This window comes from Mesorhizobium loti R88b (assembly GCF_013170845.1).
GTDB classification, from domain to species: Bacteria; Pseudomonadota; Alphaproteobacteria; order Rhizobiales; family Rhizobiaceae; genus Mesorhizobium; species Mesorhizobium loti_B.
On the sequence record NZ_CP033367.1, the window covers coordinates 4,714,032 to 4,733,354 of the forward strand.

At 62.6% G+C, this 19,323-nt stretch carries 18 protein-coding genes; 10 read left to right on the top strand and 8 right to left on the bottom strand.

What is annotated here, in order from left to right; translation table 11 throughout:
- Positions 1-379 precede the first annotated feature (379 nt).
- Positions 380-3,331 (top strand): Rne/Rng family ribonuclease, encoded by a 2,952-nt coding sequence (locus EB235_RS22995; protein ID WP_027028778.1) that lies wholly within the window; start codon positions 380-382, stop codon positions 3,329-3,331.
- Between the two features lie 381 nt (positions 3,332-3,712).
- On the opposite strand, the gene EB235_RS23000 is transcribed toward EB235_RS22995, so the two are convergent.
- Together EB235_RS23000 and EB235_RS23005 are read right to left on the bottom strand one after the other, a co-directional pair.
- Complete coding sequence (locus EB235_RS23000; protein WP_051429562.1) at positions 3,713-4,678, bottom strand: glutaminase; 966 nt, start codon at positions 4,676-4,678, stop codon at positions 3,713-3,715.
- A 4-nt stretch (positions 4,679-4,682) separates the two neighbouring features.
- Positions 4,683-5,831 carry a pyridoxal phosphate-dependent aminotransferase gene (locus EB235_RS23005; RefSeq protein ID WP_027028776.1) on the bottom strand — a complete coding sequence of 383 codons (1,149 nt, stop codon included), beginning with the start codon at positions 5,829-5,831 and terminating at the stop codon, positions 4,683-4,685.
- A gap of 225 nt (positions 5,832-6,056) precedes the next feature.
- Here EB235_RS23005 and EB235_RS23010 point away from each other — a divergent pair, with 225 nt between their 5' ends.
- The 6 genes from EB235_RS23010 to aat all read left to right on the top strand — a co-directional run bounded on the left by EB235_RS23010 (position 6,057) and on the right by aat (position 11,428).
- Positions 6,057-7,484, top strand: a complete 1,428-nt coding sequence (locus tag EB235_RS23010; protein ID WP_245268735.1) for a tetratricopeptide repeat protein — start codon at positions 6,057-6,059, stop codon at positions 7,482-7,484.
- A gap of 73 nt (positions 7,485-7,557) precedes the next feature.
- A complete protein-coding gene (locus EB235_RS23015) occupies positions 7,558-8,376 on the top strand; it encodes a DsbA family protein (RefSeq protein ID WP_027028774.1) in 819 nt (272 codons plus the stop codon).
- Positions 8,377-8,521: 145 nt separating this feature from the next.
- A complete protein-coding gene (gene aroQ, locus EB235_RS23020; RefSeq protein WP_019857903.1) occupies positions 8,522-8,956 on the top strand; it encodes a type II 3-dehydroquinate dehydratase in 435 nt (144 codons plus the stop codon).
- Between the two features lie 26 nt (positions 8,957-8,982).
- A complete protein-coding gene (accB, locus tag EB235_RS23025) occupies positions 8,983-9,444 on the top strand; it encodes an acetyl-CoA carboxylase biotin carboxyl carrier protein (protein WP_027028773.1) in 462 nt (153 codons plus the stop codon).
- 10 nt (positions 9,445-9,454) lie between these two features.
- Positions 9,455-10,798, top strand: coding sequence for an acetyl-CoA carboxylase biotin carboxylase subunit (gene accC / locus EB235_RS23030; RefSeq protein WP_027028772.1), 1,344 nt, complete (start codon positions 9,455-9,457; stop codon positions 10,796-10,798).
- Positions 10,799-10,810: 12 nt separating this feature from the next.
- Entirely contained in the window at positions 10,811-11,428 is a 618-nt protein-coding gene (aat, locus tag EB235_RS23035) for a leucyl/phenylalanyl-tRNA--protein transferase (protein ID WP_027028771.1), read from the top strand.
- 10 nt (positions 11,429-11,438) lie between these two features.
- Here aat and EB235_RS23040 read toward each other — a convergent pair whose 3' ends face one another.
- The 3 genes from EB235_RS23040 to EB235_RS23050 all read right to left on the bottom strand — a co-directional run bounded on the left by EB235_RS23040 (position 11,439) and on the right by EB235_RS23050 (position 13,060).
- Positions 11,439-11,822: a hypothetical protein gene (locus EB235_RS23040; RefSeq protein ID WP_027028770.1), complete on the bottom strand. Its 384-nt coding sequence runs from the start codon at positions 11,820-11,822 to the stop codon at positions 11,439-11,441.
- A 75-nt stretch (positions 11,823-11,897) separates the two neighbouring features.
- Positions 11,898-12,503, bottom strand: a complete 606-nt coding sequence (locus EB235_RS23045) for a DUF2155 domain-containing protein (RefSeq protein WP_027028769.1) — start codon at positions 12,501-12,503, stop codon at positions 11,898-11,900.
- Between the two features lie 158 nt (positions 12,504-12,661).
- The gene (locus EB235_RS23050; RefSeq protein ID WP_027028768.1) at positions 12,662-13,060 is read right to left on the bottom strand and encodes an NADH:ubiquinone oxidoreductase subunit NDUFA12; all 399 of its coding nucleotides are present in this window, start codon (positions 13,058-13,060) and stop codon (positions 12,662-12,664) included.
- A gap of 228 nt (positions 13,061-13,288) precedes the next feature.
- Between EB235_RS23050 and panB the strand changes: the two genes are divergently transcribed.
- The 3 genes from panB to EB235_RS23065 all read left to right on the top strand — a co-directional run bounded on the left by panB (position 13,289) and on the right by EB235_RS23065 (position 16,381).
- Entirely contained in the window at positions 13,289-14,131 is an 843-nt protein-coding gene (gene panB, locus EB235_RS23055; protein ID WP_027028767.1) for a 3-methyl-2-oxobutanoate hydroxymethyltransferase, read from the top strand.
- Positions 14,128-14,979, top strand: a complete 852-nt coding sequence (gene panC / locus EB235_RS23060) for a pantoate--beta-alanine ligase (protein WP_027028766.1) — start codon at positions 14,128-14,130, stop codon at positions 14,977-14,979. The genes panB and panC overlap by 4 nt, the downstream gene beginning before the upstream one ends.
- 241 nt (positions 14,980-15,220) lie before the next feature.
- A complete protein-coding gene (locus EB235_RS23065) occupies positions 15,221-16,381 on the top strand; it encodes a helix-turn-helix transcriptional regulator (RefSeq protein ID WP_051429561.1) in 1,161 nt (386 codons plus the stop codon).
- Positions 16,382-16,415: 34 nt separating this feature from the next.
- Here the strand turns inward: EB235_RS23065 and EB235_RS23070 are convergent, their stop codons facing one another.
- From EB235_RS23070 to gatB, 3 genes are all read right to left on the bottom strand, one after another.
- A complete protein-coding gene (locus tag EB235_RS23070) occupies positions 16,416-17,114 on the bottom strand; it encodes an AIM24 family protein (protein WP_027028764.1) in 699 nt (232 codons plus the stop codon).
- Between the two features lie 155 nt (positions 17,115-17,269).
- Entirely contained in the window at positions 17,270-17,761 is a 492-nt protein-coding gene (locus EB235_RS23075) for a GNAT family N-acetyltransferase (protein WP_027028763.1), read from the bottom strand.
- 4 nt (positions 17,762-17,765) lie between these two features.
- Positions 17,766-19,265 (bottom strand): Asp-tRNA(Asn)/Glu-tRNA(Gln) amidotransferase subunit GatB, encoded by a 1,500-nt coding sequence (gene gatB / locus EB235_RS23080; protein WP_027028762.1) that lies wholly within the window; start codon positions 19,263-19,265, stop codon positions 17,766-17,768.
- Positions 19,266-19,323: the final 58 nt, after the last annotated feature.

The window sequence follows — 19,323 nt, forward strand, 5'->3', positions numbered from 1 at the left end:
AAAGGCGGCTCCTTTCGCTTCACGCGAAAAGGGTTCAGGTGATTGCGACGAATTTCGCAGGCGTGCTCCCGTGGCGGGGGAATCGCCTGCGTGAGGAAAACGGCCGGGTTTGTTCCCGCGCCGGCTCTGTATGAGCAAACAAGCTGGTCCGGTTTCCGGGCTTTGGTTCAAAAGGTTCTGCTGGTGACGATGGCTTCAAGCGCAATCATGGAAAGGTCCGCATCAAACCGCGCCAATATGGCTGCGGGCGGCACCGCCATGGCGCGCAGGCACCGTCCGGCGGACATTCAGACATCCGGCACCCACACTCCAGACACGCAGCAGCGGGCTTTGTTGCCTTGCAAGCTGCGGCTGACGGCTGCCGGGAGGAAACGAAATAATGCCCAACAAAATGCTGATAGACGCCTCCCACCCGGAGGAAACACGCGTTGTCGTCGTACGCGGTAACCGTATCGAAGAATTCGACTTTGAATCCCAGGACAAGAAGCAGCTCAAAGGAAACATCTACCTCGCCCGCGTAACGCGCGTCGAACCTTCCCTTCAGGCAGCCTTTGTCGAATATGGCGGCAACCGTCACGGTTTCCTCGCCTTCAGTGAAATACACCCCGACTACTACCAGATTCCGGTCGCCGATCGTCAGGCGCTGCTGCGCGCGGAAGCGCAGGAGGCCGAGGGCGAAGAGGACGAGGACGGTGACGGCGATGACCGCCAGAGCCGCGATCGCGGACGGCGCGGGCGCCGGCGCGGCGGCAAGAGCCGCGACCGGGCCGAGCACAAGCGCGATGCGGGCGAGGCAGGCGAAGGCTCCGGCGAGCCAGGCGAAGGCAGCGACAATGGCGACATCGTTGTCGAGGAGATCTCCCACACCTCCGAGATCATCGAACACGCAGCCGATACATCGGAACATCCGGATACCTCCGGGCATGCCGATACATCTGGCCATGATGAAGGTTCCGCCGAGCAGGACGAAACCGAAACCCGCGAGGGTGGCCCGACATCGATCGCCGCCGCGGTCGAAGGCGATGTGATCTCCGAACCCGTCTCGCAAACGGAACAGGGCACTGAAGCAACGTCCGGCGACAATGATCGCGGCATGCTGGAGGAAGTACAGTCCTCGCATCCCGATGACCACGAGGTCGAATCGGTCGGCGCCGAGGATGCGCTGGAAGAAGTGCGCAATCGCCGCAAGCCGGTGCGCCGCCAGTACAAGATCCAGGAAGTGATCAAGCGCCGGCAGATCCTGCTGGTGCAGGTCGTCAAGGAAGAGCGCGGCAACAAGGGCGCGGCGCTGACCACCTATCTGTCGCTTGCAGGGCGATATTCGGTGCTGATGCCCAACACGGCGCGGGGCGGCGGCATTTCGCGCAAGATCACCAGCGCGGTCGACCGCAAGCGTCTCAAGGAGGTGGTTGCCGATCTCGAAGTGCCGCAGGGCATGGGCGTCATTCTGCGCACCGCCGGCGAGAGCCGCACCAAGGCCGAGATCAAGCGCGACTACGAATATCTGATGCGGTTGTGGGAAAATGTCCGCAACCTCACGCTTCAGTCCACCGCCCCTGCCCTCGTCTATGAAGAAGGCAGCCTGATCAAGCGTTCGGTGCGCGACCTCTACAATAAGGACATCGACGAGATTCTTGTCTCGGGCGAGGAAGGCTACCGCGAGGCCAAGGACTTCATGCGCATGCTGATGCCGAGCCACGCCAAGGTGGTTCAGCCGTTCCGCGACACGACGCCGATCTTCGTGCGCAACGGCATCGAGGCACAGCTCGACCGCATGCTGCAGCCGCAAGTGACGCTGAAGAGCGGCGGCTACATCATCATCAACCAGACCGAGGCACTGGTTGCCATCGACGTCAATTCGGGCCGCTCCACCAAGGAGCACTCGATCGAGGACACCGCGCTTCACACCAATCTGGAAGCAGCTGAAGAAGTCGCGCGTCAGCTCAGGTTGCGCGATCTCGCCGGCCTGATCGTCATCGACTTCATCGACATGGAGGAGAACCGCAACAACCGCTCCGTCGAGAAGCGGCTGAAGGATCACCTCAAGAACGACCGGGCACGCATTCAGGTTGGCCGCATCTCGCATTTCGGCCTGATGGAGATGTCGCGCCAGCGCATCCGCGCAAGCGTGCTGGAATCGACCATGAAGCCGTGCCCGCATTGCGGCGGCACCGGCCATGTCAGGTCCGATTCGTCGGTCGCGCTGATGGTGGTGCGGGCGATCGAGGAATTCCTGCTCAAGGATTCGCGCAGCCACATCACGGTGCGGACCCCGGCAGCGACCGCGCTCTACGTGCTCAACCACAAGCGCGGCACGCTGGTGGAACTCGAAAGCCGCTTCGGCCTGACCATCACGATCGAGGCCGACGACACGGTTGGTGCCCAGCACTATGCCATCTTCCGCGGCGCGCTGGCTGAAAAGCCGGAAGGCTTTGTCGAGGCGCGCAGCTTCCCGGCCTATGTCGAGCCGGAAGAGCCCGAGGACGAGATTGTCGTCGTCGAGGAAGATGACGAGGTGCCGGCACCGGCCGAGCAGCCACGCCAGCAGCCGCAGCAGCAACAGCCGCGGCCCGCCGCCGGTGGCGAGGACGGCGAAGGCCGTGACCGCAAGCGCCGCAAGCGTCGCAGACGCCGCGGCGGCAAGGATCGCGACCGCGAACATGGCGCCCCGACAGACGGCTCGTCCATCTCCGCTCCGGCCGGCGATTTCGCCGAATCGGCAGAAGACGCGGATAATGACGAGGCCGAAACGGACGATGCCGCTCCGGTCACGGCCAGCGAGTCTGATGAAGCAGTGCAGGCTTCGGATGATGGCCAGGGCAAGAAGCGCCGTCGCGGCAAGCGCGGCGGCAAGCGCAATCGTCGCGAGGATGGTGAAGGCGAGACCGAGGCGAGTGCCGAGGAAACGACCGAGCCTTCCCAGGCAGATGCTTCGGAAAGCGAACCTGCGTCGATCGAGCCGCTGGTTGGCGCTGCCGTGGAAGAGCCGGTCATTGCGGTGAGCGAAGAGGTGCCGAGCACCGAGAAGCCCAAGCGGGCGCGCCGCCCGGCCAAGCCGAAGAAGGCAGCCGCTGAGGCCGTCGCCGAAACGGCTGTTGTCGAAGCGGCCGCGGAAACGCCGGTCGAGGCCCCGGTGGCCGTCGCTGAGGAAACAGTGGCTGCGGCCGTTGCGGAAGAGCCTGCGAAGGCCCGGCCGTCACGACGCAAGCCGGCTGCCATCGATGCGCCTATCGCGCCGGTGGTTTCCTCGACCGTCGCCGATGAACCGGAAGCCAAGGCCGAAGAAAAGCCAAAGCGCGCTGGCTGGTGGCAGCGGAAAGGCTTTTTCTAGGCTTTTCAGCCAGTTGAACTGATTGCCTGATTAACAAAAATCCCGCGCCGCCCTTGAAAGGTGCCGCGGGATTTTTGCTTCAGGCACTATAGAATTGAACCAGTGAATTGGCCGCTTCACCTGCTAACGCAGTTTTAGCACCTCACCGTCCCTGTAAACCAGGGACGCTTGGCGATTGGCTGCCATATGGGTCCGTGCAGACTTGCGGCAGCGTTCGTCAGCGTTGATTTGACGCTCCACCCAACGACGCCAGTGAGGATCCGACAAGGCGATACGTTCCGCCTCAAGAAGGCTCACGCCATGGCGAGAGCGAACTTCCTTAATGTGCAATATCCAGCGATCCCGCTCTTCCATGGCTGCTTGCTGACCCTGTCGTATTTCCTAAGGCGCGAAGATTGACCAGTTCATCATCCTGGCCAGCTTCTCCAGCGCGATCGAACCCAGCTTGGAATTGCCGTTGGCGTTGAGGCCGGGCGACCAGACGGCGAGCGAGGCGACGCCCGGCACGATGCCCAGTATGCCGCCGCCGACGCCGCTTTTTCCCGGAATGCCGACGCGGAAGGCAAAGTCACCGGAGCCATCATAGTGGCCGCAGGTCAGCATCATGGCGCCGATACGCCGCGCCCGCTCAGCTGACACCACGGAATGCCCGGTCGCCGGGTTCTTGCCGCCATTGGCTAGAAAGCGACCGGCCATCGCCAGCTGCCGGCAGCTCATGGCAATGGCGCAGTGGTGGAAATAGACGCCCAGCGCAAGTTCCGGCGCATGATGGAGATTGCCGAAGGATTTCATGTAGTTGGCGAGCGCGAAGTTGCGATAGCCGGTGGCCCGCTCGGACGCGGCGACCTCTCGGTCGATGATAACAGTCTCGTCGTCGGCGAGGAACTGGATGAAGCGCAGGATTTCGCCGATCGCCTCGCGCGGCTGGTGGCCGGCAAGCAGGATGTCGGAAACAACGATGGCGCCGGCATTGATGAATGGGTTGCGCGGAATGCCGTTCTCGTGCTCGAGCTGGACGATCGAATTGAACGGATTGCCTGACGGCTCACGCCCTACCCGCTTCCATAACGCATCGCCGACATTGCCGAGCGCCAGCGTCAAGGTGAACACTTTCGAGATGCTCTGGATGGAGAAGGGCTGATCCGCGTCGCCCGCCATCAGCACACGGCCGTCATTGGTGACGGCGGCGATACCGAATTTCTTCGGATCGACCTTGCCCAGTTGCGGAATGTAGGTGGCGACATCGCCGCGATCGGTACGCTCGGCCATTTCCGCCGCGACTTCGGCCAATGCTTGATCAAGTTTGGGGGCTTGATCAAGTTTGGGGGCCTGTTCGAGTTCGGGCATGGTGCTACCTCAACCAGCGTTCGATGCGCGCCATCGCCTCGACCATGTCGTCGTGGCTGCCGGCATAGGAAAACCGCATCGTGCGATGCCCCGCCCGGGTGTCGAAGTCGCGGCCGGGCGTCGCCGCCACATGCGCCTCGGCCAGCATCTTGCGCGCAAAAGCCATGCTGTCATTGGTGTGGCGGGTGACATCGCAAAAGGCATAGAAGGCACCGTCCATGGGCGCGGCCAACGGAAAGCCAAGCTCCGGCAGGCGCTTCATCAGCAGCTCACGATTCCAGGCGTAGCGGCCCTTGACCACCTCCAGTTCCTCCGTGGCGGCAAAGGCCTCGATCGCCGCGATCTGCGACAGCTCCGGCGGTGAGATATGGAGGCTCTGGGCGATGCGCTCGACCGGCCTCACCAGCTCTTCCGGCAACACCATCCAGCCGATGCGCCAGCCGGTCATGCAATAGTATTTCGAGAACGAATTGATCACCGTCACGCTGTTGCCGAAGGCGAGTGCCGTGGTGTCTGGGGTGCCATAGGCCAACCGGTGGTAGATCTCGTCGGAGATGACGGCGACCCCCAGTGTTTCCGCCATATTGACCAACGCCGACAGTTCACTGGGCGGTATGACGGCGCCAGTCGGATTGGCCGGACTTGCAAACAGGACGCCCTTCAACGGCTTCTCGCGATGCGCTGCCTCCAGATGGCCGGCATGCAGATAGGCCGCGTCGCCGAGTTCGATCTCGACCACCTCAATGCCGAGCGCCGACATGATGTTACGATAGGCAGGGTAGCCGGGTGCTGCGATGGCGACGCGGTCACCGACATCAAACATCGCCAGGAAAGCAAGATTGAAGGCCGCCGACGAACCAGTGGTCACCGCGATCCGGTCGGGCTCGATTTCAAGCCGGTAGTGATCCGCATAGTGCTCGGCGATCGCCTTGCGCAGCCCCGCCAGCCCCAGCGTGTCGGTGTAGCCTATGCGACCATCCTGCAAGGCCTTGGCCGCCGCGGCGCGAACCCGTGCGGGTGCCGGATCGGACGGCTGGCCGACCGCCATGGAGATCACCGGCACCCCCTGGGCTTTCAGCCGGTTCGCTTCGGCCAGCACATCCATGGCGTGGAATGGCTCGACATTGCCACGACGTGAGAGCGAAACGACCATTTTATGCCTATCCCGACAGTTGAGCACGCCATGCCCTTGATGCATGCGCCGCACAAATGCCCGATTGGTGTGAGGATCACAAGTTGAGGAAGTTTTCCCGGTGCCGACTTTTCATCTTTCGCGCGCTCGTCTACCAGTGGACACGTCATGTTGAGCCGACCCAGATCGACGATTGCCCAGGCAGAGCGCGTCCCCGCGAAGCTAGCACCTGCGGCTGCCATCGCGATGGCAGCCCAGGCAGTGCGCGTCCCCGCGACGCTATCGCTTGCTGCTGCCATCGGGGTGGCAGCCCAGGCAGTGCGTGTTTTCGCGACGCTTTCGCTTGGCTTCGCCGTTGCCGTGGTGAGTTCTGTCACTGCCTTCGCCCAAAACGTGCCGGTGGTACGCGATGCCGAGATCGAGGCCCTGGTGCGCGACTACGCACGGCCGATTTTCAAGGCGGCCGGGCTGACGAATGACGGCATCGACATCGTGCTGGTCAACGATTCCAGCTTCAATGCCTTCGTCACGGGGCGCCGGCTGTTCATCAACACCGGCGCCCTGATGACGGCAGAAACGCCCAATGAGATCATCGGCGTCATCGCGCATGAAGCCGGTCACATCGCCGGCGGCCACCAGCAGAAACTGCGCGACCAGCTCGAGCGCGCCAAAACCATGGCCATCATCACCACCTTGCTTGGCGCCGGCGCCATCGTTGCCGGTGCGACCACCAACAGCCGCGGCCTTGCCGGCGCCGGCATGGGCGTGGCGGCCGGTGGCGGCGAGATGGCGCAGCGCAGCATCCTCGCCTATCAGCGCACCGAGGAAATAACCGCCGACCGTTCGGCGATCACCTATCTCAACGCCACCGGCCAGTCCGGCATGGGCATGCTGAAGACGTTTCATCGCTTCCAGACCGCGCTATCGCTGTCGGGCACGCAAATCGATCCCTACCGGATCAGCCATCCGATGCCGCAGGATCGAATCTCAAATCTCGAAGTGCTGGTCAAGCAAAGCCCCGATGTCGACAAGCTCGACCCGCCGGCGCTGCAGCAGCGCCATGACATGATGCGTGTGAAGATCGCCGTCTACATGGAAGGCCAGGCCACCGCGTCGCGGCTGATGCGGAAGATGCAAGGGACCCTCGCAGGGCAATATGGCGATGCCCAATCGACCTACCTTTATGGAGATATCGCTGCTGCGCTCGCCAAGACCAACGCGCTTATCAAAGCGCAACCCAGGAATGCCTACTTCCAGGAGTTGCGTGGCGACATCCTGATGAAGGCGAACAAGCCTGGAGATGCGGCCGAAGCCTACGCCAGGGCGGTCAGCCTCGATCCGGCGCGGTCCGGCTTGCTGCCGGTCTCGCTTGGTCAGGCGCTGATGGCGGTCGGCACGCCCGACTCGCTGAAGAAGGCCGTGGTGCAGATCAACAGTGGCCTGGGGCGCGACAAGGAAAATTCCGTCGGGTATCGTTACCTGGCGCAGGCTTACGGCGAGTTGGGGGACATACCAGGCGCCGAGCTTGCCACGGCCGAAGGTCATTTCTATTCTGGTAATTACAAGGATGCGAAGATCTTCGCCATGCGCGCGCAGCAACAGATGAAGCGCGGCGAGCCGCGCTGGATACGCGCCCAGGACATCATAAACTACAAATCGTCGAGCAATATCTAGTAATTCTCATGAACCCTCCGGCCCCGCGCTGCGACACAGCCAGACCGGAAGACAGGCAAAAGGAACGAGAACGATGAAAAAGGCACTGCTGCTGGGCACCACTGGGATCGCTGTAGCCCTTGCCATGCTGGCATTCGGTTTCGTGGCCGGCAGCCCGCAAATCGCCAAGGCCGGTACGACGCAGCCTGCCCAGGTAGCTCAGCCTGTCCAGACGGTGGCCGACACCAAGATCGACCGGACCGAGGTCGAAGGCATCATCCGCGACTATCTGTTGAAGAATCCGGAAGTGCTGCTCGAAGTGCAGGACGCACTCGAGGCCAAGCAGAAGGAAGAGCAACGCATCGCCCATCTCGGCGTCATCAAGGACGCCAAGGACCAGATCTTCAACTCCGCCTTCGACGGCGTCGTCGGCAATCCGAACGGCAAGGTGACGATCGTCGAGTTCTATGACTACAATTGCGGCTTCTGCAAACGCGCCATCGAAGACATGCAGGCGCTGACCAAGTCCGACCCCGATCTGCGCTTCGTGCTCAAGGAATTCCCGATCCTCGGCCCTGATTCTCAGAAAGCCAGCGTCGTCTCGATGGCGTTCCACCTGATGATGCCGCAGAAATACGGCGAGTTCCACAATGCGCTGCTCGGCGGCCAGGGGCGCGCCACCGAGGCGACCGCGATCAAGATCGCGCTTTCGCTGGGCGCCGACGAGGCGACGCTGCGCGAGAAGATGAAGGATCCGTCGATCCCCGAGGCATTCTCCAAGACCTACGATCTCGCCAACAAGCTGGCGATCACCGGGACGCCGTCCTACGTCGTCGGCAACGAAGTCGTGTTCGGGGCTCTCGGGCAGGACGTGCTGGCGGAAAAGATCGAGGCGGCGAAAGCCGCGCTTTGATCAGCCATCGGTTTTCTTCACGGGCGCATTTCGGCCTGTTGTGGACAGTGAAAGAACGCACTTGCGCTCTTTTCGCGGACGACTATGCCCGGTATAGAGGCCCAGCGCGCCGGCTTGATGCCGGCGCCGGAAAAGGTCTGGCTTTTTGAAAACGGTTTTCGTCCTGAACGGTCCCAACCTCAACGCGCTCGGCAAGCGCGAGCCGGGCATCTATGGCGGCAAGACGCTGGCCGCGATCGCCGACGACTGCAAGCAGGCAGGCGCGTCGCTTGGGCTCGAGATCGATTTCCGCCAGTCGAACCACGAGGGTGACCTCGTCGACTGGATCCAGGAGGCCGGCGACAAGGCAGCCGGCATCGTCATCAATCCGGGCGCCTACAGCCACACCTCGATTGCGATCCACGACGCCATCCGTTCGGTTGCGCCGCTGCCGGTCGCCGAAGTTCACCTTTCCAACATCCACGCGCGGGAATCATTCCGCCACGTCTCCATGGTCGCGCCGGTCGCCGTCGGCATGATCTGTGGCTTTGGGCCGCTCGGCTACACGCTGGCGCTACAGGCGCTGGCCGCACGCCTATGACCGGCCAACAAACAGAAGGCTCGAAAATGTCGATAAAGAAGACCGGTGTTGACCAGCAACTGATCCGCGATCTGGCGGGCATACTGAACGACACCAACCTGACCGAGATCGAGGTTGAACTGGGCGACCTGAAGGTGCGCGTATCGCGGCAGGCACCTGCCGTCCACGCAATCGCGGCACCCCAGCCCAGCTATGCGCCGGCGGCAGGCGCCCAGCCCGCAGCGGCGGCCGCCCCGGCGGTGGTCGACGTGTCGAAGAACGCGGTCACCTCGCCGATGGTCGGCACCGCCTATCTGGCGCCGTCGCCCGATGCCAAGGCGTTCATCGAGGTCGGCCAGAAGGTCAAGGAAGGCCAGACGCTCTTGATCATCGAGGCGATGAAGACGATGAACCAGATCCCCTCGCCGCGCGCCGGCACGGTGACGGCGATCCTGTTCGAGGATGCTTCACCGGTCGAATACGGCATGCCGCTCGTCGTGGTCGAGTAGAGCGGGCCGGATGTTCCAGAAAATCCTCATCGCCAATCGCGGCGAAATCGCCCTTCGGGTGCTGCGCGCCTGCAAGGAACTCGGCATCCAGACGGTGGTGGTGCATTCAACCGCCGACGCCGACGCCATGCATGTGCGGCTGGCCGACGAGAGCGTATGCATTGGCCCGCCGCCATCGCGTGACAGCTATCTCAACATCCATCAGATCGTCGCGGCCTGCGAGATCACCGGCGCTGACGCCGTGCATCCGGGCTACGGCTTCCTGTCGGAGAACGCCAAGTTCGCCGACATCCTGGCCGCGCACAACATCACGTTCATCGGCCCGTCGGGCGACCACATCCGCATCATGGGCGACAAGATCGAGGCCAAGCGCACCGCCAAGCGTCTTGGTATCCCGGTTGTGCCCGGTTCGGACGGCGCTGTCACCGATCAAAAGGAAGCCAGGCGCATTGCCGCCGAGATCGGCTATCCCGTGATCATCAAGGCATCGGCCGGCGGCGGCGGGCGCGGTATGAAGGTCGCGCTCACCGAGGACGACCTCGAGATTGCCTTGCAGACAGCGAGCACGGAAGCCGGCGCTGCCTTCGGCGACGACGCCGTCTACATCGAGAAATACTTGCAAAAGCCGCGCCACATCGAGGTGCAGGTGTTCGGCGACGGCTTCGGCCGCGGCGTGCATTTCGGCGAACGCGACTGTTCGCTGCAACGCCGCCATCAAAAAGTCTGGGAAGAGGCGCCCTCGCCGGCCCTCAACGCCGAGGAGCGGGCCCGCATCGGTGGCATTTGCGCCAAAGCCATTGCCGATCTCGGCTATTCCGGCGCCGGCACGATCGAGTTCCTGTACGAGAATGGCGAGTTCTATTTCATCGAGATGAACACCCGCCTGCAGGTCGAGCACCCGGTGACGGAAGCGATCACCGGCATCGACCTCGTCCACGAGCAGATCCGCGTCGCTTCCGGCGGCGGACTTTCGGTGAGGCAGGAAGACATCAAGTTCAATGGCCACGCCATCGAATGCCGCATCAATGCCGAGGATCCGCGCACCTTCACCCCCTCGCCCGGCACGATCACGCATTTCCATACGCCGGGCGGCCTCGGCATCCGCGTCGATTCCGGCGTCTATTCCGGCTACAAGATCCCGCCCTACTACGACAGCCTGATCGGCAAGCTGATCGTGCATGGGCGCAACCGCGTCGAATGCATGATGCGGCTGCGCCGGGCGCTTGATGAATTTGTCGTCGACGGCATCAAGACGACACTGCCGCTGTTTCGCGATCTGGTCGGCAACGCCGACATCGCCAATGGCGACTATGACATCCACTGGCTGGAAAAATACCTGGCCAAGGAAGAGTAGTCCGGGGACGCGATGACCCGCCCCTACGCGCCTGGCTATCGCATCCCCACCGACCTTCTGCTCAAGGCCTATGCCTCGGGCGTGTTCCCGATGGCTGAGAGTGCGGCCGACCCGGAGGTGTTCTGGGTGCGGCCGGAGACGCGCGGCATCATCCCGCTTGACGGTTTCCACACGCCCAAAAGCCTGAAGAAGACGATCCGCAAAAGCCCGTTCGACATCCGCTTCGACTTCGATTTCGAGGCGACGATCGATGGCTGTGCGGAAAGACGCGAGGAGCGGCGCTCGACCTGGATCAATGGGCCAATACGCGAGGCCTATGTGCAGTTGCACCGCATGGGCCATTGCCATTCTGTCGAGGCCTGGCGCGAGGACCGGCTGGTCGGCGGCCTCTACGGCGTGTCGCTCGGACGGGTGTTTTTCGGTGAAAGCATGTTTTCCAAGGAGACGGATGCATCGAAAACCTGCCTCGTGCATCTCGTCGAGCGCTTGAAGGCGCGGAGCTTCGCCCTGCTGGATACGCAGTTCACCACCGAGCATCTGAAGCGCTTCGGCGCGGTCGACGTGCCCCGCGGCAAATACGAAAAGATGCTGGCCGAAGCCCTGAAAGGCGAGGCGATCTTTTTTCCGTAGGGGTCGAGCCCTACTTGGCCGCAGCCTCGATTGGCGTCTGCGAATGGAACATCATCTTCCAGCCGTTGACGCGATGGACATAGCCGGTGCTGACCAGCGCCGCGTAGGGTTCACCATTCTCCCGCGTCGCATGCGCCTCATAGGTCAGCATGATAATGTCGCTGCCCGGTTCGATTATTCCCTTGAGCTCGATGTCGAGGTCGCGCCAGCGATTGGGCTTCGTTGCGGTCTTGGCCAGGTCGGCATTGTCCATCGCTTGTGCCATTCCGGGGAAAGCTACCAGGCATTCGGTATCGACATTAGCCGCATAGTAGGCCTCGTCGCCCGTCCAGAAGCCCTTTTCGAGTTCGAGCAGCTCTTTCTTGCTTGCTGTGATCCGCTTGCTGTCTGACATCAGGATATCCTCCGGGCGCATCGATGCGCGGTCGTCCGTGGCCCAACGTGTGATGGCCACGACGGTTCCCAGAGATCAGTTGGTGTCTGACGTATCCGGTTCCGTGGGATCGGACTGTTCCACATCCGGGGTGGTCGCGGGCTTTGGCTTGGCTGAAGCGGGCTTTGGCTTGGACGTCGCAGGCTTCGCAGCATCCGCCTTGGTGGCGTCAGCCTTGGTGGCGCCAGGCGCCGGCACATCCGACTTCTGCTTGCATTCCTTCAGCCAGACGTCATAGACGGCATGTTCGACGGCGTTGAGGCCGGGGCTTTCGGCAAACATCCAGCCGGTGAAGATGCGGCGGATCTTGCGGTCGAGCGTGATCTCGTCGACCTCGACGAAGGAATCTGTCTTCGGCTCCTCGGTCTGCGGCCGCGAATAGCAGACGCGCGGCGTCACCTGCAAAGCGCCGAACTGCACCGTCTCATCGATATAGACATCGAAGGTGATGATGCGGCCGGTGATCTTGTCGATGCCGGCGAACTCGGCAACCGGATTGGTGATGCGGTCCGAGCCGGCGGTCGCTGCAGGGGCTGCCGGCTGTGCGGCGGGTGCGGGCGACGCCGCAATGGCCGCGGTGCTGACGGCGAGGCTGGCGGCTAGCGTCAGACCGCCCGTCGATATCAGGTTGAAAAAGCTCATATAGGGGTACCGGTGGTTCGTGCCCGGGTGATTCCGTCGATCGCCAAGGCTAGTCGCCGTTTTCTGATCAGCAAGCAGCTAAACACCAATTGTGGCGATAAAGGACCGGCCTGCAGCTTGTGCTGTTACAAGACGGGGCGCCGTTACAGCCGGGGCGGTTACGATCCGGGCGTCCAGGCGTCGTAGTCACCCGTGACCTGCGGGCGATGCTGATTGGTCAGCACCGAGCCCTTCGGGCGATAGGCGGCCGGGCTGCCGGTCAGATTGGGCTGGTGTGGCTTCTGCCAGTCGCGCGGCTTGTAGTCTTCGCTCGGCGGCGCGACATCGACGCGATGATGCATCCAGCCGTGCCAGCCGGGCGGAATGGCCGAAGCTTCGGAATAGTTGCGGTAGATTACCCAGCGACGCGTGCGGCCTTCCGAATCGATGCCACCCTCGTAGTAGACATTACCGACCTCGTCCTGGCCGACCCGCTTGCCGTACCGCCAGGTGTGCAGGCGGGTCCCTATCGTCTGGCTGTTCCACCAGGTGAAAAACTGCGTCAGGAAAGTCTTCATCGCAAAACCCTCGCGCTGGCGGCGCCTGTTTCCTGCTTATGGCGTCAGGCCTTCGGGAAGGCAAGGGTTTTGCCGCAGGCAGCGCGCAAATGGCGCGCTGGGGATCCGACACGAGCCTGTGATCGCGCGAGGCGGCAGGATGCACGCTTGCCAAGCCTTTCGGCTCTTTCTAAAGCTCAGCGCGCCCTTGCGGGTATCCATCCGGCCAGGGGCCGAAGGGGGTGACGATTGGCCACAAAATTGCCGACCACCGACATTCGCATCAGCACCGAGTTGATTCGGCGCCGCAAGGGCGGCACGCCCCTGGTCTGCCTGACGGCCTACACTTATCCCGTCGCCCGCCTGCTCGATCCCCATGTCGACCTGCTTCTGGTCGGCGACAGTGTCGCCATGGTCCTGCATGGCCATGAGACGACACTGGGCGCCTCGCTCGAGATGATGATTGCGCATGGCCAAGCCGTGATGCGCGGCTCTGCCAGGGCCTGCATTGTTGTCGACATGCCAGCCGGCAGCTACGAGGAATCGGCTGATCAGGCCGTGGCCTCGGCGCGGCGCATCGTAGACGAGACCGGCTGCCAGGCGGTGAAGCTCGAAGGCGGCGTCGACATGGCCCGTCAGATCGCGGCGATCGTGGCCGCCGGCATTCCGGTGATGGGCCATATCGGCCTGCTGCCGCAATCGGTCGAAAAGGATGGCGGCTACAAGATCAAGGGCCGCACGGACGAGACCATCGCGTCGCTGATAGCCGACGCGCTCGCCGTCGAAAAAGCCGGCGCGTTCTCCGTGGTCATCGAAGGCACCATCGAGGAGGTCGCCGCCGACATCACACGCCGCATCGCCATTCCAACCATCGGCATCGGCGCCAGCGGTGACTGCGATGGCCAGATCCTGGTCATCGACGACATGGTCGGGCTGACCGTCGACCGTGTGCCGAAATTCGTCAAGGAATACGCCGATCTGCGCGGCGTGATCGCGCACGCCGCCGAGCGCTACGCATCGGAAGTGCGAAGCCGGACATTCCCCGGCCCTGACCATGTCTTTTCGGCAACGAAACACGGGGATGAGGCATGAGCGGTCCGGACCTCGTCGACAGCGTCGCCGCACTTCGCGCGCGGATCCGTGACTGGCGGCGCGATGGCCTGCGCGTCGCCATGGTGCCAACCATGGGTGCCTTGCATGAGGGACATCTCTCCCTGATCAGGATCGCACGCGAAAAAGCCGAACGCTGCGTGGTGTCGATCTTCGTCAACCCGACGCAGTTCGCACCGAGCGAGGATCTCGACAAGTATCCGCGCCAGCTCGCCCGCGACCTCGACATGTTGGCGACGGTCAAGGCCGATCTTGCCTTCACGCCGACGGTTGGCGCGATGTATCCTGCCGGCTTTGCCACCAAGATCTCGGTCGGCGGCCCGTCCGCGGGGCTCGAATCGGACTTTCGCCCGACCTTCTTCGAGGGCGTCGCCACGGTGGTGGCCAAGCTTTTTCTCCAGGCGACACCCGACTACGCGGTCTTTGGCGAGAAGGACTACCAGCAGCTTTGCGTCGTCAGGCAGCTCTGCCATGACCTTGACCTGCCCATCGAGATCATCGGCGCGCCGACCATACGCGACGCGCAAGGTCTCGCCATGTCGTCACGCAACGCCTATCTCGGTGAAGCCGAACTCCAGACTGCGCGCCAGCTCAACCTCATTCTGCGCCGGACGGCAGCGGCGCTGGTGTCCGGCGTACATCGAGATGACGCGACCGGCGAAGCCAGCCGCGCCCTGATCGCCGCCGGTTTCCAGACGGTCGACTATGTCGAGGCCCGTGAAAGCCTGACGCTTGCGCCATGGCGCCGTGACCGCGCGGGGCGCCTGCTCGCCGCTGCCTGGCTTGGCAAGACACGACTCATCGACAATGTGGAAATTCCCACAAGCTAAGTCGGAAGTTGGATCAGCGATGATTGCGCTACCAGCATGCACAGACCTGTTTGAATTATGTTAGATGTGGCTAAGATAGCTAACATAAGCAGCAATTCGCACATTGGCCTTGCGCGCCGACGTAACAATTCCTGACTACTGCGGCATGATCAAGTTACACAGCGGCGCTAGTGTGCAACTTAGCGCAGTGTTGTTGTGGAACCTGGCACTGCGTTACCTCTGAGGCGGTACGAGAGGGCCCATGTCACTGTCGGCGAACACGATCGACCGCACCCTGCCGCAGGTGGTCGAGGCCATATACGATTCGGTTGCCGACGTTGACCGCTGGCAGTCGACACTCGAAGCCATTCGTCGGCTGGCGATTGGCCAGCTTGCTATGCTGGCGGTCGTCGATACAGCGACCAATTCCGCTCGGTTTTCCGTGTCCTGCGGCGATCCCGCGATCCTGGAGCCGTTGCAACGCGACTATCGGTCGGAGGTCCCCTTCTTCACGGCCGTGCCGAAGATGGATATCGACATGCCCTTCACTGTCGATTCCTTCTATGCGCTGCAAGGACCAGACGCGCGGCAGAACTGGATCGACAGCCGCATCGTGCGCGAATGGGTGGAGCCTAACCGCCTGGACGACTTCTTCTGGGTAGCGCTGATGAAGCGACCAACGCGCATCGGCACGCTGATGGTTGTGACGGACAAGGACAGGCCGCAAATCTCGACGGAGGATCTGGCGCTGGTTTCGTCGCTTGCACCGCATGTACGGCGCGCGGTGACGATCGGCGACCTGTTCGAGGCTGAACGACGCAAGGCCGAGATTTTCCGCTCGATCATCGAAAACCTCACGCACCCGGTGATGATCGTTTCCAACGACATGCAGATCATCTTTGCCAATTCCGCTGCCGAAGCCCTGCTGATGGAAAGCTCGGCCGTCTCATCGGTGCGTGGCCAGCTGGCATTCGCCTATCCGCAAGCCAATGCGGCGATCAGCTGCGCGGTCGAACTCGGCACGCGCGATGAGTTCGCGCTTGGGCCTTCCGGCATCAACATTCCGCTCGCCAAAGTCGGCGTTGCGGCCGTGGCGCATGTGATGCCGCTGGCCCGGCGCGAAATTTCGGCGCGGATGTCGCAGCGCGCCGCCGCCGCGATCTTCATTGCCGCCGCCGGCGCCACGCCGACCCCGGCACTGGACGCGATCGCCGCGCTGTTTGGCCTGACCGCGGCGGAAAAACGCGTCACCGGCCATGTCGCCTGCGGCAAGACGCGCAAGGAGATCGCATGCGCCAGCGGTGTTTCCGACGGCACCATCAAATCGCAACTGGCGACGATCTTCGACAAGACGGGAACCGGCGACCAGCGGGAGCTCGAATTGCTGATACGCGAACTGTCGCCACCGCTGCGCTCGCGCTGATCTGGTTTTTGCCCTTCGTCGTACCTTGTTGGAGCTATTCCTCCGTCGGCATATGCAGGTACATTGACTGGATGCCGACACGGCCCGGGCCGGTGAAGCGGTTGACGATGAAGTTCATATTGGCGCCGAAGAAGCCGCTCGACAGGCGGTCGATCTTGGTTTCCATCCGGACCGAGGCATCCTTGTACAGCCAGCCGCCCGGCTCGATGTCGATGGTCTCGCCGGCGGCCAGCGTTTTCTCGAAGACATTGCCGTAGCCGTGCAGCCAGACGATGCCGTCACCGGTATCGCCGCGAAAACGGTCGATGAAGAAACCGCTCTGGCCGAACAGCATCGTCGCCAGGCCGCGAACCCGCTCGAATGTGTAGTCGACGTTGCCGGTGGCGGCGAGAAACTGGTGTTCGCGCACCTGGATCTCTTCGCCGTGCCTGAGATGGATCGGCACGATGTGGCCAGGCCCGTCGCGGCTGAAGGCGATGATGCCGGCGCCTGAGGCCTCGGTGACGAAGATCTGCATGCCGGCCATCATGCGCTTCAGCGCACCCTTCAGCGACTTCAGGCCGATGGTTATGGTGGAGTTCTTCCAAAGCAGGATGTGGTGTTCGAAATAGACCGGCATTCGTGTCACATCGACCGAAAGCACCGGCACCAGTTCGCCCGCTATGTGATAGGTGACGCCACCAAAAGTCTCATCCGACACCTGTGTCGGCATCAGTTCCGGCAAGCTTGGCATGGTTCCCCCCTCGCCGCCTTGCGCGCCAGCCCATTCCGGCTTCCGCACGGTCAGCTGCACAAGCTTGGTGCCGGACTCTCGGATCGTCAAACGAAAACGACCCTTCACCGCACGGCTCGCGCGAAGGTGATCCAGACAGGTGCGCGTCGAAGCGATCAGCCGGCAAGAGGCCGGCGATAGACCAGCGTCGGCTCGCCAGAGGCACCGGTGTGATCACCGGCCGCGCCGGATCGCACGAAGCCGTTGGCTTCGTAGAAGGCGATGGCGCGTGTGTTTTGCGCCTCCACTTCCAGACGGATGGCATCGGCCTCGGGAAAACTTTCGATGATCTCATCGAGAAGCATGCCGCCGATGCCCCGCCCTTGCAGGCCGGGCAGCACGTAGAGCTGTCTCAGGACAACCGTCTTGCCGCCGTCGATGCTTTCGGCGAAGGCCACGCCGCCAATGCGCTTGCCGTCATCGGCAACGAGGAAGTCGCTGTTGGGTTTGATCAGCCGGGCCTTCAGCGAAGCGATCGAATGCCATTCGTCGGTGATCTCGGTGACCTTGGCCGCGCCGTATATGGCGTCATACGTCGCATGCCAGGTTTCGACCAGCACTGCCCGAATGGCATCAAGGTCGCGTTCGCCTGCGGTGCGGACGAACATGGCCTTACTCGATGCCGAGCTTGGCCTTGACGAGGTCGTTGACGGCCTGCGGATTGGCCTTGCCGCCGGTCGCCTTCATCACCTGGCCGACGAACCAGCCAGCCATGGTCGGCTTGGCGCGCGCCTGTTCGACCTTGTCTGGATTGGCCGCGATCACCTCGTCGACCGCCTTCTCGATGGCGCCGGTGTCGGTGACCTGCTTCAAGCCACGGCTTTCGACCAACTGGCGCGGATCGCCGCCTTCGTTCCAGACGATCTCGAACAGGTCCTTGGCGATCTTGCCTGAGATGGTGCCATCCTTGATCAGGTCGATGACCGCACCGAGCTGATCGGGCGAAACCGGAGCATTTTCAATGTCCTTGCCCGCCTTGTTCAGCTGTCCGAGCAGATCGTTGATGACCCAGTTGGCGGCAAGCTTGCCGTCACGTCCGGCGGCCACCTTCTCGAAATAGTCGGCAACCGACTTTTCCGACACCAGGATCGAAGCATCATAGGTCGAGAGACCCAGCGAGGAGATCAGCCGTGCCTTCTTGTCGTCGGGCAGTTCCGGCAGTCCTATGGCCAAAGCATCAACATAGGCCTGGTCGAATTCCAGCGGCAGAAGATCGGGATCGGGGAAATAGCGGTAGTCGTGCGCTTCTTCCTTCGAGCGCATCGAGCGCGTCTCGCCCTTGACGGCATCATACAACCGCGTTTCCTGGTCGATCTTGCCGCCATCCTCCAGGATGGCGATCTGGCGGCGCGCCTCATAGTCGATGGCCTGGCCGATGAAGCGGATCGAGTTCATGTTCTTGATCTCGCAGCGGGTGCCGAACTCGCCACCGGGCCGGCGGACCGAAACGTTGACGTCGGCGCGCAGCGAGCCTTCATCCATATTGCCGTCGCAGGTGCCGAGGTAGCGCATGATGGTGCGCAGCTTGGTGACATAGGCCTTGGCCTCATCCCCCGAACGCAGGTCAGGCTTGGAGACGATCTCCATCAGCGCCACGCCGGAGCGGTTGAGGTCGACATACGACATGGTCGGATGCTGGTCGTGTATCGACTTGCCGGCATCCTGTTCCAGATGCAGCCGCTCGATGCCGACCTCGATATCCTCGAACTCGCCCTGCCGGTCCGGTCCGACCGAGACGATCACCGTGCCCTCGCCGACGATCGGCTGCTTGAACTGCGAGATCTGGTAGCCCTGCGGCAGGTCGGGATAAAAATAGTTCTTCCGGTCGAAAACCGACTTGTGGTTGATCTCAGCCTTCAGGCCGAGACCGGTGCGGATTGCCTGCTTGACGCATTCCTCGTTGATGACAGGCAGCATGCCCGGCATGGCCGCATCGACCAGGCTGACATTGGCATTGGGGGCCGCACCGAAAGCGGTCGAGGCGCCGGAGAACAATTTTGCTTGCGAGATGACCTGCGCGTGCACTTCGAGACCGATGATGATTTCCCAGTCGCCGGTGGTGCCGGAGATCAGGCGTTTTGCGTCGGGCGTGCGGGTATCGATGAGGGTCATGGTAGCCTGCGCTTCTTGCTCACGAATATTGCGATTTTCGCGAATTTGGGTGTTGGCA

Excerpts from the sequence above, each read along its gene's own strand:
- EB235_RS23005 (WP_027028776.1), bottom strand. The coding sequence starts at position 5,831 with ATGGTCGTTTCGCTCTCACGTCGTGGCAATGTCGAGCCATTCCACGCC.
- gatB (WP_027028762.1), bottom strand. The coding sequence starts at position 19,265 with ATGACCCTCATCGATACCCGCACGCCCGACGCAAAACGCCTGATCTCC.
- EB235_RS23015 (WP_027028774.1), top strand. The coding sequence starts at position 7,558 with ATGAAAAAGGCACTGCTGCTGGGCACCACTGGGATCGCTGTAGCCCTT.
- aat (WP_027028771.1), top strand. The coding sequence starts at position 10,811 with ATGACCCGCCCCTACGCGCCTGGCTATCGCATCCCCACCGACCTTCTG.
- EB235_RS23010 (WP_245268735.1), top strand. The coding sequence starts at position 6,057 with ATGGCAGCCCAGGCAGTGCGCGTCCCCGCGACGCTATCGCTTGCTGCT.
- EB235_RS23065 (WP_051429561.1), top strand. The coding sequence starts at position 15,221 with ATGTCACTGTCGGCGAACACGATCGACCGCACCCTGCCGCAGGTGGTC.
- EB235_RS23070 (WP_027028764.1), bottom strand. The coding sequence starts at position 17,114 with ATGCCAAGCTTGCCGGAACTGATGCCGACACAGGTGTCGGATGAGACT.
- EB235_RS23040 (WP_027028770.1), bottom strand. The coding sequence starts at position 11,822 with ATGTCAGACAGCAAGCGGATCACAGCAAGCAAGAAAGAGCTGCTCGAA.
- accB (WP_027028773.1), top strand. The coding sequence starts at position 8,983 with ATGTCGATAAAGAAGACCGGTGTTGACCAGCAACTGATCCGCGATCTG.
- accC (WP_027028772.1), top strand. The coding sequence starts at position 9,455 with ATGTTCCAGAAAATCCTCATCGCCAATCGCGGCGAAATCGCCCTTCGG.
- EB235_RS22995 (WP_027028778.1), top strand. The coding sequence starts at position 380 with ATGCCCAACAAAATGCTGATAGACGCCTCCCACCCGGAGGAAACACGC.
- EB235_RS23050 (WP_027028768.1), bottom strand. The coding sequence starts at position 13,060 with ATGAAGACTTTCCTGACGCAGTTTTTCACCTGGTGGAACAGCCAGACG.
- EB235_RS23045 (WP_027028769.1), bottom strand. The coding sequence starts at position 12,503 with ATGAGCTTTTTCAACCTGATATCGACGGGCGGTCTGACGCTAGCCGCC.
- EB235_RS23000 (WP_051429562.1), bottom strand. The coding sequence starts at position 4,678 with ATGCCCGAACTCGAACAGGCCCCCAAACTTGATCAAGCCCCCAAACTT.
- EB235_RS23075 (WP_027028763.1), bottom strand. The coding sequence starts at position 17,761 with ATGTTCGTCCGCACCGCAGGCGAACGCGACCTTGATGCCATTCGGGCA.
- panC (WP_027028766.1), top strand. The coding sequence starts at position 14,128 with ATGAGCGGTCCGGACCTCGTCGACAGCGTCGCCGCACTTCGCGCGCGG.